This window comes from Kitasatospora sp. Root107, from assembly GCF_001424875.1.
Classification (GTDB): Bacteria; Actinomycetota; Actinomycetes; order Streptomycetales; family Streptomycetaceae; genus Kitasatospora.
Window position 1 is genome coordinate 118,871 of the sequence record NZ_LMCT01000023.1, and the last position, 14,126, is coordinate 132,996.

The 14,126-nt window shown below is 74.2% G+C and carries 4 protein-coding genes and 1 pseudogene; all 5 read left to right on the forward strand.

Annotation, left to right across the window (positions count from 1 at the left end):
• The first annotated feature begins 73 nt into the window (after positions 1-73).
• The 5 genes and pseudogenes from ASC99_RS38765 (at position 74) to ASC99_RS20655 (ending at position 14,086) form a co-directional block, all read left to right on the forward strand.
• Positions 74-235, forward strand: a complete 162-nt coding sequence (locus ASC99_RS38765; protein ID WP_157531654.1) for a hypothetical protein — start codon at positions 74-76, stop codon at positions 233-235.
• A gap of 191 nt (positions 236-426) precedes the next feature.
• Entirely contained in the window at positions 427-687 is a 261-nt protein-coding gene (locus ASC99_RS20645; protein WP_057234212.1) for an acyl carrier protein, read from the forward strand.
• A gap of 31 nt (positions 688-718) precedes the next feature.
• Positions 719-1,021 (forward strand): annotated as a pseudogene (locus ASC99_RS42165) (AMP-binding protein); the annotation flags it as partial.
• Positions 1,022-1,130: 109 nt separating this feature from the next.
• Complete coding sequence (locus tag ASC99_RS41945; protein WP_162257903.1) at positions 1,131-10,103, forward strand: non-ribosomal peptide synthetase; 8,973 nt, start codon at positions 1,131-1,133, stop codon at positions 10,101-10,103.
• Between the two features lie 35 nt (positions 10,104-10,138).
• The gene (locus ASC99_RS20655; protein ID WP_057234216.1) at positions 10,139-14,086 is read left to right on the forward strand and encodes a non-ribosomal peptide synthetase; all 3,948 of its coding nucleotides are present in this window, start codon (positions 10,139-10,141) and stop codon (positions 14,084-14,086) included.
• Positions 14,087-14,126: the final 40 nt, after the last annotated feature.

A 14,126-nucleotide genomic window follows, 5' to 3' on the forward strand; every position in this document is an offset into this window, starting at 1 on the left:
CATGATGCTTGAGACATGGCCGAACGGGGCGATCCCCCGAGGGCCTTTGCACCGAATCATGGGGGAATAAAAAATGAGCGCCACCCGCAAGCGAATCATCATGCTCTCCGCCGCCCTGGCAGGCGCGCTGGCCCTGGCCCTGGGCGCGACCGTGACCACCGCCGAGCAGCCCGGAAGCCCGTCCACGGTCGTCTCGGCCACCGGGCTCGGCGTCCCCGACACCGGCTGGAGCTAGTCGCCCGCTGCTGCCGCGACGATATCGCGGCAGCAGTGCCGGAAGGCAGAACCGCGGCAGCGGACAGCCGGTCGGCCACCGCGAAATATTAATCAGCATGAATTCAGCACGACAGCAATGTGTCCAGATTTACCGGACCCGACTTGTCATGTCCACGGCTAATGGTTCCCAAGAGTTCGGAGTTGATTCCGGTGTCAGTCCAGAACACGTTCGCCGGGCGCGTCGCCGCCACCGAGATCAGGGCTCTGGTGACGGACATTCTCGGCGTCGAGGTGCCGGGTGAGGGCTCGTTCATCGGGCACGGCGGCGACTCGTTCCACGCGGTGGTGATCGTCTCCCGGATCGAGGAGCAGTGGGGCGTCGAGGTCGAGTTCCTCGACGTCCTCAACTCCACCCCGGACGGGCTGACCGAGACGGTGAACACCGCGCTGAGCGGTCCCGCCCAGCAGTAGAACGAAGGAGTGGCGGCCCGCCGCCGAGATCATGAACGGATCACTGTCATTCGGTCCGAGCACCGCCATCCCCACCGCCGCCACCGCGCACCACGCGGTGCTGGCGGTGGCCGCGCGGACGCCGGACGCTCCCGCGCTGCGGGCGGGCGGACGCGTCGTCAGCTACCACGAACTGGTGGAACGGGCGCGCGCCGTACAGGTGACGCTGGGTCAACTGGGCGTCCGGCCCGGCTCGTTCGTTCCCGTCCTCGCCCGTCCCGGGGAGGCGTTCACGGTGGCGGCGCTGGGCGTCCTGCTGGCGGGCGGCGCCTACGCCGCGCTCGACCCGCAGTGGCCCGCCGAGCGCGTCAACGGGGTCGTCGACGACCTGGCCGCCGCGTTCGTGCTGGACACCACCGGTGCGGGCCTGGCGTCGGCCGCGGTACCCGTCGTCGCGCTGCCCGGTGCCGCGCTCCCTCACCGGCGCCGACGCGCCGGCCTGCGTCTTCTTCACCTCCGGCTCGACCGGCCGGCCCAAGGGCGTGGCCGTGCCGCACCGGGCGGTGCTCCGCAGCTTCCTCGACGGCGGCTACGCGGATCTCGGCCCGGACACCGTCATGCCGCTGGTGGCGGCACCGTACTGGGACGCCGGGACGCTGGAGACCTTCGGCTCGCTGCTCAACGGCGGCTGCGCGGTGGAGGTCCCGGACGGTCTGCTGACCCCGGCCGGGCTCCGCCGACTGGTCCGGGAGGACGGGGTCAACACCCTGTTCCTGACCAGCTCGCTGGCGAACCTGATCCTGGACGAGGACCCCGGCGCCTTCACCGGCGTCCGCCACCTGATGGTCGGCGGCGAGCGGGTCTCCCCGTCCCACCTCGCGACCTTCCTGGCCGAGCACCCCGGCGTCCGGCTGAGCAACTGCTACGGCCCGGTCGAGTCGATGGTGTTCGCCACCACCCACGACGTGTCCGCCGCCGACCTCGACGCGGCCGACGGCATCCCGATCGGCACCGCGATCCGCAACACCGTGCTGGCCGTGCTGAACGCCGAGGGTGGCCTCGCCCCGGTCGGCCAGGTCGGCGAACTGCTGATCGGCGGCGACGGGTTGGCACTCGGCTACGTCAACCGGCCGGAGGAGAACGCCAAGCGCTTCGGTGTCCTGGAGCTGCCGGGCCGGGAGCCGCTGCGGGTCTACCGGACGGGCGACCTGGTCCGGATGACGGCCGACGGCCGGCTCAGCTACCTCGCCCGCGCCGACCGGCAGTTCAAGGTACGCGGCTACCGGATCGAACCGGGTGAGGTGGAGCGGGTGCTGGGCGCCCTGGACGGCGTCCGGGAGTGCTTCCTGCTGCCGGTCCGCACGGCCGATGGCACCGTCACCGGCACCGTCTGCGCCTACACCGCCGAACCGGGACCGGCCCTGACGGCCGAGGAGTTGAGCCGACTGAGCGCGGCCGCGCTGCCCTCGTACCTGCGGCCCGATCGGTTCGTCCGGCTCGACGCCCTCCCGCTCGGGCCGACCGGGAAGGCCGACCTGCGGGCCGTCGAACAGCTGGTCCGGCCGGTGGAGCCCACCGGGACGGCCGCACCCGTACAGGGGCCGGACGGGTCACCGGCGCTGCGCGCGGTCCGCGAGATCCTCGGCGTGCCCTGGCTCGGCCCGGACCAGGACCTGCTGTCCTTCGGCGCCAACTCGCTCCAGATGCTGCGGATCGCCGCCCGGCTGTCCGTCCTGCTGGACACCGAGTTCTCCGCGCGGGACGTCTACCGGCACAGCACCGTCGTCGCCCTGGAGCGACTGGCCGCCCGCCGGCCCGGGCGCACGGCTTCGCGCCCGGGCCGCGATGACGGCCAACTCTCCTCCGGCGAACGCAGGTTCTGGATCGCCGAGCAGTTGGCGCCCGGCGCACCCGGCCACGTGGCGATGAGCCGGATCGAGGTCTCCGGGCCGATCGACGCCGAACGCCTGGAGCAGGCGTTGGCCGCGGTCGCCGCCGCACACCCCGCGCTGCGGACCACCTTCCCGCTCGACCGGAGCCGACCGCACCGTGCCGTGGCCGCGCACCCCGCACTGCCTCCCCTGCTCCGTCGCTCCGGCCCGGGCAAGAGTGAACTCACTTCGCTCACCGATGAGTTGGCCGCATCCGTGCACGACCTGGCGAACGGCCCCCTGCTCGCCGCCGGTCTGCTGACGGAGCGTGCCGACCGGCACACCCTGCTGATCGCCGTGCACCACGCGGTGTACGACGCGCACTCGGAGCAGGTGCTGCTCGGCGACCTCGCCGCCGCCTGGGACGGCGCGGCACTGCCGCCGGCATCCGGGCCCCCGGCCGCCGGACCAGCCGCCGACGCCGCCGACGCCGACCGGGCCTTCTGGCAGGCGGAGTTGGCGGGCCTGGAGCCCCTGGCGCTGCCGGTGGCCACACCGGACCTGCGGCAGCTCTGGACCGCCCCGGTGACCGGGCAGCCGATCGCGCTGCCCGCCGGGACGGCCGGGCTGCTCCGGGCGGCGGCCGTCCGCCACCGCACCCCCGCGCTCACCCTGCTGCTCGCCGCCTGGTGGCGGGCGCTCTCCGGCTGGACCGGCCAACTCGACCTGGCCATCGGCACCGTGGTCGCCGACCGGGCCCCGGCGGACGACCGAACCATCGGGTACCTGGCCAACGGCCTGCCGATCCGGGTGCCCGGACACCCCGGCGCGTCCGGCCCGGAGCTGCTCGCCCTGGTCGGCGACCGGCTGCTGGCGGCGTTCGCTCACGGCACCGCGACCACCGGCCGGACGGTCCCCGCTCTACCAGACCATGCTCGTGCTCCAGCGGGTCAGCGCCCCGGTGCGGCTCGGCGCCGCCGCCCTGCGCCCCCGGCCGGCCCCGCCGCTGGGCCCGCAGACCGAACTCTGCTGCGAGCTGTGGGAGGACGGCGACGAGCTGACGGGTGCGCTGCACGCGCCGCTCGGCCTGCTGCCGCCGGACACCCTCGCCCTGCTCACCGGCCTCTTCGCATCCGAGCTGAACCTGCTGCTCACCAAGGACCTGACATGACCGACACCTTCACCGAGCCCGCCCCCGACCGCACCGCCGTCGCCGGTGCGGCCCCCGGCCTCCCGCTCTCCTCCACCCAGGAGCGGATGTGGTTCGAGGAGCAGCTGCGGCCCGGCGGCTCCGCCTACCTGATGCCGGTGATCTCCCGGGTCGACGGTCCGCTCGACCCGGCCGCCCTGCAGCACGCGGTGGACACCGTGGTGGCCCGGCACTCCGCGCTGCGCACGGTCTTCGCCGACCTGGACGGCACCCCCGTCCAGCAGGTGCTGCCGACGGTCGAGGCGCCGGTGGCCGTGCTGGACCTCCGGGAGCTGCCGGACGCCGCCGAGGCCGGCCGGGAGGCCGCGCTGCGGGAGTCCCGGCGGCCGTTCGACCTGACCGAGGGGCCGCTGCTGCGGGTGCTGGTGATCCGCACCGCCGAGCAACAGCAGCTGCTGGTGGTGACGGTCCATCACCTGGTGTTCGACGGGACCTCGTTCGGCCTGTTCTTCGCCGAGCTGTCGGCGGCCTACCGGGCCGCGCTGACCGGCGGGCAGCCGGACCTCCCGCCAGTCCGCCGCCAGTTCGTCGAGGTGGTCCGCGCCGACCGCGAGCAGCTCACCCCCGAGGCGTTGGACGGCCTGCTCGGCTGGTGGCGGGAGTACCTCGACGAGACGCCCCGGGTGCTCGAACTGCCCACCGACCGGCCCCGTCCGGCCGTCCGGAGCCACCCCGGGGCCCAGCAGCGGCTGTTGCTGGACGCCACGGTCAGCGCCGGGGTGCGCGAGCTCGGCCGGACCCACGAATGCACCCTGTTCATGACGGCGCTGTCGGCCTTCGGCGTGGTGCTCTCCCGGCAGACCGGCCTGCCCGAGCTGCTGGTGGGCACCCCCGTCTCCACCCGCCGGGCCGGGGACCACCGCGTCCTGGGCTGCTTCCTCAACACCCTCCCCGTCCGGCTGGACCTGGGGGCCGACCCGTCCTTCGCCGAGCTGCTCGGCCGGGTCAGGCACAGCGCGCTGGAGGCGTTCGCCCACCAGCGGGTGCCGTTCCAGCAGCTGGCCGCCGACCGCGCCACGGACCGCGACCCCGGGCGGAACGGCCTGGTCCAGGTCTTCTTCAACGTGCTGCCGCCGGCCGCCCCGCTGGAGCTGCCGGACTGCACGGTCGAGCAGCTGCCGTTCCCCGAGATCGACAGCAAATTCGACCTGACCCTCTATGTCTCCACGGTGGACGGGCAGTTGGCCCTGGACGCGGTGTACGACGCGGAGCTGTACGAGGCCGAGCGGGTGACCGACCTGCTGGAGCAGGTCGGCCTGGTGCTGGCTCAGGCCGTCGCCGACCCGGCCCGCCCGCTCGGTTCCTTCGCCCTCGCCACCGCCCGCGCCACCGCGCTCACCCCCGACCCGACCCTCGAACTGCCCGCCGGCTACCCGGGATCGGTACTGGAGCGGCTGGCCGCGCACGCCCGCCGACAGCCCGACCGGCCCGCCCTGATCGGCCCGGACCGCAGCTGGACGTACCGCGAGCTCGCCGAGCAGACCGACCGGACGGCCGCGCGGCTGCTCGCCCGCGGCGTCCGCCCCGGCGACGTGGTGGCGGTTCAGGCGACCCGTGGCCCGGCCGTCGTGGTGGCACTGCTCGCGACCCTGCGCGCCGGGGCGGCTTTCGCGATCCTGGACGCCGACTACCCGGCAGCCGAACTCGCCCTGCGGGCCGCAGAATTGAAGCCGGTCGCGTGGATCTCGGCCGCCCCCGGCCGGGCCGTCGAGAGCTTCATGACCGGCCCGGTGATCCCCTTCGACGCCACGGGTGACCCGCTGCCCGCTCCGGTCGGGCCGACCGCCGGGGACCTGGCCTACGTCAGCTTCACCTCCGGCACCACCGGGCGCCCCCAGCGAGTGCTCGGCGACCACGGCCCGCTCGCACACTTCCTCGACTGGTACACCCGGGCCTTCGCACTCGGCCCCGAGGACCGGTTCTCGGTGCTCTCCGGCCTCGGCCACGACCCCTTCCTGCGCGATGTGCTCGCGCCGCTCTGGGCCGGCGCCGGCGCCGTCTTCCCCAGCGCCGATCTGCGGGACACCGCCGCGCTGGCCGAGTCGCTGCGCCGGGACCGGATCACCGTCACCCACCTGACCCCCGCACTGGGGGCCGCGCTGGCCGCTGCGGACGGCGCGGGCTGGCCCCTCCTGCGGCTGGCCGGCTTCGGCGGCGACGTGCTCGGCCACCGCACCCTGCGGGACTGGGCGGCGCTCGCCCCGGCCGCCGACCTGCTCAACCTGTACGGCGCCACCGAGACTCCGCAGGCCGTCTCGGTGCACCTGGCCCGGCGGGCCGGGCAGCCCGCGCCGGGCGGCGCCGGCCCGGTGCCGCTCGGCCCCGGGATCGACCAGGTGCAGCTGCTGGTACTGGCCGGTGACCGGCCCGCCGCGATCGGCGAGATCGGTGAACTCGTGGTCCGCACCCCGCACTTGGCGCGCTACGCCGAGGGCACCGGCGGGTTCGGCCGGAGTCCGTTCGCGGCCGCCGGTCCCGACCCGGTCTACCGCACCGGCGACCTGGCCCGGCTGCGCCCCGACGGTCTGATCGACCCCCTCGGCCGGGCCGACCACCAGGTCAAGATCCGCGGCCACCGGGTCGAACCGGCCGAGATCGAGGCCGCGTTGACCGCTCAGCCGACCGTCCGGCAGGCCGTGGTGCTGGCCGTGCCGGAACGGTCCGGCGGCCACCGGCTGGTCGGCTACCTGGCCACCGGCGGCGTCCGGCCCGACCTGGCCGAGCTGCGGGCCGAGCTGGCCGCCGCACTGCCCGAGCACAAGGTGCCGTCCGCCTTCGTCGTGCTGGACGAGCTGCCGCTCACCGCGAACCGGAAGACCGACCGGGCCGCGCTGCGCCGGCTGGGCCGCGAGGAGGCCGCGGTCGGCCGGTACGTGGCCCCGGCCGGGGAGCTGGAGGAGCAGCTCGCCGGGATCTGGCGGGAGGTGCTGGGCCGCGAGCGGATCGGCAGCCGGGACAACTTCTTCGCGATCGGCGGCCACTCGCTGCTGCTCAGCCAGGTGCTGGTGCGCGTCCGCCGCACGCTGGGCGTCGCCCTGTCGCTGCGCGAGCTGTTCCAGCACCCGACCGTCGCCGGGCTGGCCGCCCTGGTCGAGCGGACGGGCCGGGGCACGGGCGCCGAGCGGCCGGTCCCCCGGTCCGACGAGCACGCACCAGCCCCACTCTCCTGGACCCAGGAGCGGCTCTGGCTGGAGGAGCAGCTGCGCCCCGGCGATGCCGCGTACAACATGCCGTTGGTGCTGAAGGTGCGCGGGCCGCTTGACCTCGGGGCCCTGCAGATCGCGGTGGACGCCGTACTGCGTCGTCACGCGGTGCTGCGGACCGGCTTCACGCTGGCCGGGGGAGCTCCGGTCCAGCAGCCCACCCTGGGTGCGAGGGTGACGGTGCGTGAGGTGGATCTGCGCACCGCGCCGGACCCGGCCGGGGCGGCGCTGGCCGAGGCGATGCGGGAGACCAAGCGGCCCTTCGACCTGGCCGTCGGCCCGCTGCTGCGGGCGCTGGTGCTGCGCAGCAGCGCGGAGGAGCAGCTGCTCGTCCTGACGGTGCATCACATCGTTTTCGACGGCTGGTCGTTCGGCGTGCTGCTCGACGACCTCTCCCGGGCCTACCGGGCGGCCCTGGCCGACGGTGCGGCGGAGCTCGGCTCCGGACTGCAGTTCGCCGACGTGGCCCGCTGGCAGCGGGCCGAGCCGGACGGCGACGCGGCGGCCGCGCTGCTCGCCGGGTGGACGGAGCAGCTGGCCGGCGTGCCGACCGTGCTGGAACTCCCCACCGACCGGCCCCGACCCGCCGTCCAGGCGCACCGTGGCGCGCGCCGCCGGCTGGTGCTGGAGCCGGTCGTGTCCGAGCGACTGCGCGAGCTGTCGCTGCGGAACGGCGGCACGCTGTTCATGACCCTGCTCTCCGCGTTCGGCGTGGTGCTCTCGCGTTACACCGGCCAGGACCACCTGCTGGTCGGCACCCCGGTGGCCAACCGGGAGCGGGCCGAGTTCGAGGACCTGGTCGGCTGCTTCCTGAACACCGTGCCGGTCCGGCTCGACCTGCACGGCGAGCCCGGGTTCGACGAGTTGGTCCGCCGGGTCACCGACAGCGCGCTGGCCTCCTTCGCCCACCAGGAGGTGCCGTTCGGCAAGCTGGTGGCCGAGCTCGCGCCGGAGCGTGACCTCTCTCGGAGTCCGCTGGTCCAGGTGCTGTTCGCGCTGCAGAACGTCCGGCTCGGCGCCTTCGAGGCGCCCGGGGTGACCAGCGAGCTGGTCGAGGTGTCGGAGGCGAACAGCCAGTTCGACCTGAACCTGCGGATGCTGGACACCGGCGAGGAGATCCTCGGCTGGCTGGACTACGACACCGACCTGTTCGACCCCGCGACGATCGAGCGGCTGATCGAGCACCTCACCAACGTGCTGGCCGCCGTGGCGGCCGACCCCGCCGTGCCGGTGGCCACCGTTGAGCTGCTGGGCCGGGCCGAGCGCCACCGGGTGGTGCGGGAGTGGAACAGCACCGCCGTCGGCTGGGACCTGGAGCGCACCCTCACCTCGCTGCTGGAGGAGCAGGCCGAGCGCTCCCCCGAGCGGACCGCGGTGCGCATCGGCGGGCGGCAGGCGAGCTACGCCGAGCTGCACCGGCGGGCCAATCGACTGGCCTGGCGGCTGCGCGAGCTCGGGGTCGGCCCCGACGTGGTGGTCGGCGTGCACCTGGAGCGCTCGGTCGAGCTGATGGTCGCCCTGCTGGCGGTGCTCAAGGCGGGCGGCGCCTATCTGCCGCTCGACCCCGGCTACCCGCAGGAGCGGCTGGAGTTCATGCTCACCGACTCCGGCGTACCGGTGCTGCTCACCGGCCCCGACGGCGCGGCGGACGCACCGGCCGCCGACGGCGTCACGGTGGTCCGGGTCGGCCCCGAGGCCGGGGCCGGGTACCCCGGGCACGCCCCGGAGCCGACCGCCGGTCCGGACCACATCGCGTACGTGATCTACACCTCCGGCTCCACCGGCCGCCCCAAGGGTGTCCAGGTGCCGCACCGGGGGATCGTCAACCGCCTGCTGTGGATGCAGGACGCCTATCGGCTCGGCGCGGACGACACGGTGCTGCAGAAGACGCCGATCAGCTTCGACGTCTCGGTCTGGGAGCTGTTCTGGCCGCTGCTGGCCGGGGCCGGGATGGTACTGGCCGAGCCCGGCGGACACCGCGACCCGGACTACCTGGCAGGGCTGATCCAGCGCGAGCGGGTGACGGTGTGTCACTTCGTCCCGCCGATGCTGGAGACCTTCCTGACCGCCGCCGCGGCCCCGGACTGCCACTCGCTGCGGCTGGTGGCGTGCAGCGGCGAGGCGCTGCCGGCCGAGCTGGCCCGGCGCTTCCACCGCGCCCTGCCGACCGCCGCCCTGGAGAACCTCTACGGGCCCACCGAGGCGTCCGTGGACGTCACCCGGTGGTCCAGCCGCCCCGGCTGGACCAGGCCCACGGTGCCGATCGGCGCGCCGATCGCCAACACCCGGGTGTACGTGCTGGACCGCTCGATGGCCCCGACCCCGATCGGAGTGCCCGGCGAACTCTTCCTGGGCGGTGTGCAGTTGGCGCGGGCCTACGGCGGCCGGCCGGAGCTGACCGCCGACCGCTTCGTGCCGGACCCGTTCGCCGAGCCCGGCGCCCGCCTCTACCGGACCGGCGACCTGGCCCGCTGGCGGCCCGACGGCACGGTGGAGTACCTCGGCCGGATCGACCACCAGGTCAAGGTGCGCGGTTTCCGGATCGAACTCGGCGAGATCGAGGCGGCGCTGGCCGAACAGCCGGGCGTCGGCCAGGCCGTGGTGATCGTCCGGGAGGACGAGCCGGGCGACCGGCGGATCGTCGCCTACCTGACGCCGACGGCCGACGGCGGCCCGGTGCCCGACCGGGCCGCGCTGCGGGCCGGGATCGGGCGGCTGCTGCCCGACTACATGGTGCCCGGTGCGTTCGTCGCGCTGCCCGCGCTGCCGCTGAGCCCCAACGGCAAGGTGGACCGCCAGGCGCTGCCGGTGCCCGACCGGGACCGGTCCTCGACGGCCGGGTACACCGCGCCGCGCGAGGGCACCGAACAGCAGCTCGCCGAGCTCTGGCAGCAGGTGCTGCGGCTGGACCGGGTCGGCGCCACCGACAACTTCTTCGAGATCGGCGGCGACTCCATGCACGCCGTCCGGGTCGTCGGCCTCGCCCGCGAGCAGGGCCTCGACATCCCGCTGACCGAACTGTTCGCCCATCAGACGGTCGAGGCGGTGGCCGGCTGGCTGGCCTCCCGCACCGAGGTGGCCCAGGAGCAGCGCCCGGTCGCCGCCTTCGGCCTGCTCTCCCCGGCGGACCTGGCCAAGCTCCGCGCCAAGTAGCACCCCCTCCCCGACCGTCCCTGGAAAGGACCGCCATGACCCTCGGCGACATCGTCGACGCCTACCCGCTGACCAGGCTCCAGTCCGGCATGCTCTACCACAGCCTGTTGGACCGGGACACGCCCACGTACCACGACATCTCCGCCATCCGGCTGGCCGGCCGCTTCGACCGGGCCGCGCTGGACGAGGTGTTCGCCGGGGTGATCGCGCGCTCCGACATGCTGCGCAGCTCCATCGACCTGACCAACTTCAGCGAGCCGATGCAGCTGGTGCACTCGGCCGTGCCGACCCCGCTGACCGTCGAGGACCTGCGCGGCCTGCCCGCCGAGGACCAGCGGCGCCGGGCCGCCGAGTGGACCGCCACCGAGAAGGCCACCGCCTTCGACCTGGCCGTCGCCCCGCTGCTCAAGCTGCACGTCCTGGTCTTCGCCGACGACGACTTCCAGCTCAACCTGAGCTTCCACCACGCGATCCTGGACGGCTGGAGCCTGTCCCTGGTGACCTCTCAGCTGCTCACCGGCTACGACGCCCGGCTGGCCGGGCGGGCGACTGAACTCGAAGCAGGGGGCGCCACCGCCCCGGCCACCCGGTTCCGCGACTACCTCGCCCTGGAGCAGCAGGCGCTGGCCGGCCAGGAGGCCAGGGACTTCTGGGCCCGCACGCTCTCCGACACCGAGTTCACCGGCCTGCCCCGGTACCCCGACCAGGACCTGGCCGCCGAGCGCACCGCCCAGGTGTACGAGGTACCGCTGCCGGCCGACCTGACCGCCGGGCTGCGCGCGGTGGCCGCCCGGGCCAAGGTGCCGGTGAAGTCGGTGATGTTCGCCGCGCACGCCCGGGTGCTGGCACTGCTCTCCGGCTCCACCCGGGTGGTGACCGGGCGGGTCAGCAACGGCCGCCCGGAGACCGCCGACGGTGACCAGGTGGTCGGCCTCTTCCTCAACACCCTGCCGCTGGTGGCCGAGGTGGCCGGGGTCAGCTGGATCGAGCTGGCGCAGCAGATCCACCGTCAGGAGAGCGAGGCGCTCGCGCACCGCCGCTACCCGATGGCGCAGCTGCTGCAGGACCTGCGGCGCCCCGAGCTGTTCGAGGTCGTGGTGGACCACCGCAGCTTCCGCAGCTACGACATGACGCTGGAGCAGATCGCCATCACCGGCGGCGAGTTCTTCGAGCAGACCAACTTCCCGTTCACCGCCAACTTCGGCACCGACCCGGCCACCGGCGAGGTCCGGCTGCGGTTCAACTACGACCGGGCCGAGTTCTCCGCCGGGCGGATCACCGAGATCGGCGGCTACTACGCCGCCGCGCTGGCCGCCCTGGTGGCCGAGCCCACCGCCCCGGCCCAGGCCGCCGGGCTGCTCGCGGACGAGCAGCTGACCCGGCTGGTGAGCGGCTGGAACGACACCGCGGCGCCGCGCACCCCGGGCCAGACCCTGCCCGAGCTGCTCGCCCGGCGCGCCGCCGAGCACCCGGACGCGGTGGCGCTGCGCGCCGGCGACACCGTGCTGACCTTCGCCGAGCTGCACGCCCGGTCGAACCGGCTGGCCTGGCGGCTGCGCGAACTCGGGGTCGGCCCCGACGTCCTGGTCGGCGTGCACCTGGCCCGCTCGGCCGACCTGATCGTCAGCCTGCTGGCGGTGCTCAAGGCGGGCGGTGCGTACGTACCGCTCGACCCCGGGTACCCGTCCGAGCGGCTGGAGTTCATGCTCGCCGACGCCGAGGTCTCGGTGCTGCTCGCCGACCCGGAGCTGATCGGCGAGCTCGACCCGGCCGGGGCCCGGGTGCTCGCGGTGGACGCGGCCGCCACGGCCGGGTACCCGGAGCACGAGCCGCCGCTGGCGGTGACGCCGGACCACCTGGCGTACGTCATCTACACCTCGGGCTCCACCGGCCGCCCCAAGGGCGTGCAGATCCCGCACGGCGCCCTGCTCAACCTGCTGCAGTCCTTCGAGCGGGACCTGGAGATCACCGACCGGGACCGGCTGCTGGCGGTCACCTCACTCTCCTTCGACATCGCGGGCCTGGAGGTGTACCTGCCGCTGATGGTCGGTGCCGAACTGATCCTGGCCCCCGACATCGCGGTGGACGGCCCCCGGCTGCGCAGCTTCCTGGAGACCAGCGGCGCCACCGTCATGCAGGCCACGCCGTCCAGTTGGCGACTGCTGGTGGAGGCCGGGCTGCGGGCCGACCCGGCGCTGCGGGTGATCTCCGGCGGCGAGGCGCTGCCGGCCGACCTTGCGGCCGAGCTGACCGCGCGGTTCCCGGTGGTCCACAACGCCTACGGCCCGACCGAGACCACCATCTGGTCCTGCCTCCAGCGGGTGCTGCCCGGTGCGCCGGTCACCCTGGGCGGCCCGATCGCCAACACCCGGGTGCACGTGCTGGACCAGACCTTCGGCCTGGTGCCCGAGGGCGTCCCGGGTGACCTCTGGATCTCCGGTGACGGGCTGGCCCGCGGCTACCTCGGCCGGGCCGACCTGACCGCCGACCGCTTCCTGCCCGACCCGTTCGCCGGCACGCCCGGCGCCCGGATGTACCGCACCGGCGACGTGGTGCGCCGACTGCCGTCCGGTGAGCTGGAGTTCCTCGGCCGCTCGGACCACCAGGTCAAGGTCCGCGGCTTCCGGATCGAGCTGGGCGAGATCGAGTCGGTGCTGGCCCGGCACCCCGGCGTCGGCCGGGTGGTGGTGGTCGCCCGGGAGGACCAGCCCGGTGACAAGCGGCTGGCCGCGTACCTGACCCCGGTGGGCGACGCGCCGACCACCGCCGAGCTGCGGGCCGCCGTCGCCGCCGAGCTGCCGGACTACATGGTGCCGAGCGCCTTCGTGGTGCTGGACGCCTTCCCGCTCACCCCGAACGGCAAGATCGACCGCAACCAGCTGCCCGCACCGGGCCGCGAGGAATCCGCCGCCGGGGCCTTCGTCGAGCCGCGCACCGCGACCGAGCGGGCGCTCGCCGAGATCTGGTCCGACGTGCTCGGCGTGGAGCGGATCGGGGTCACCGACGCCTTCCTGGAGCTCGGCGGCAACTCGATCTCCGCGCTGCGGGTCATCATGCGGCTGCCGGACATCACCGAGGTCGAGCTGCCGGTGGCGGCCCTGTTCGAGGGCGGCACCATCGAGCGGATCGCCCGGATCATCGACGGCGAGCAGGAGGTCGTCAACAGCGTGGTGGTCGCGCTGCGCTCGACCGGCTCCAAGCCGCCGATCTTCTTCGTCCACCCGCTGGGCGGCAGCGTGTTCAGCTACGCCGAGCTGGTCGAGGCGCTCGACCCGGAGCAGCCGTTCTACGCCGTGCAGGCCCCCGAGTACGCGGGTCCGGACGTGCCCAGGCCGGACACCATGGAGGGCATCGCGGCGCTCTACCTCTCCGAGCTGAGGGCGATCCAGCCCGAGGGCCCGTACCACCTGGGCGGCTGGTGCATGGGCGGGATGATCTCGTACGAGATGGCCCGTCAGCTCCAGGCCGGCGGCGAGGAGGTGGCGATGCTCACCATCGTCAGCGCGAGCATCGACGACCCGGTGCCGCCGCGGTACGTGACCTCGGAGTCGGCCGCGATCCTCGGTGCGTTCGGCCACAAGCTGCCGACCACCGAGGCGGTGCTGGAGGCGATGGACGAGGACGCCCGGCTCCGGTACGTCATCCAGCTCACCCACGGCACCGACGACGAGCGCGCCGACGCCGCCACCGTGGACGACCTGCGCCGGCTGGTCCGGCTCTACCAGCGGCACGCCCGGGCCCTGATCACCTACCGCGACACCCCGCGCGAGCCGTTCCGCGGCGACGCGCTGCTGATCCGCGCCGAGACCGAGCTGTTCACCGGCTGGGACTTCGGCTGGAAGGAGCGGGTGGACGGCCGCCTGCTCATCGACGAGTCGCCCGGCAACCACTTCTCGATGCTGGAGCAGCCCAACGTCCCGAAGGTTGCGGCCCGGATCGAGGCCGCCGCGGCGGGACAGCCGAGCGGCGTCGTCGCCGAGTAGCACCGCACCCTCCGGCCGGCCGCGAGCAGTGCGGCCGGCC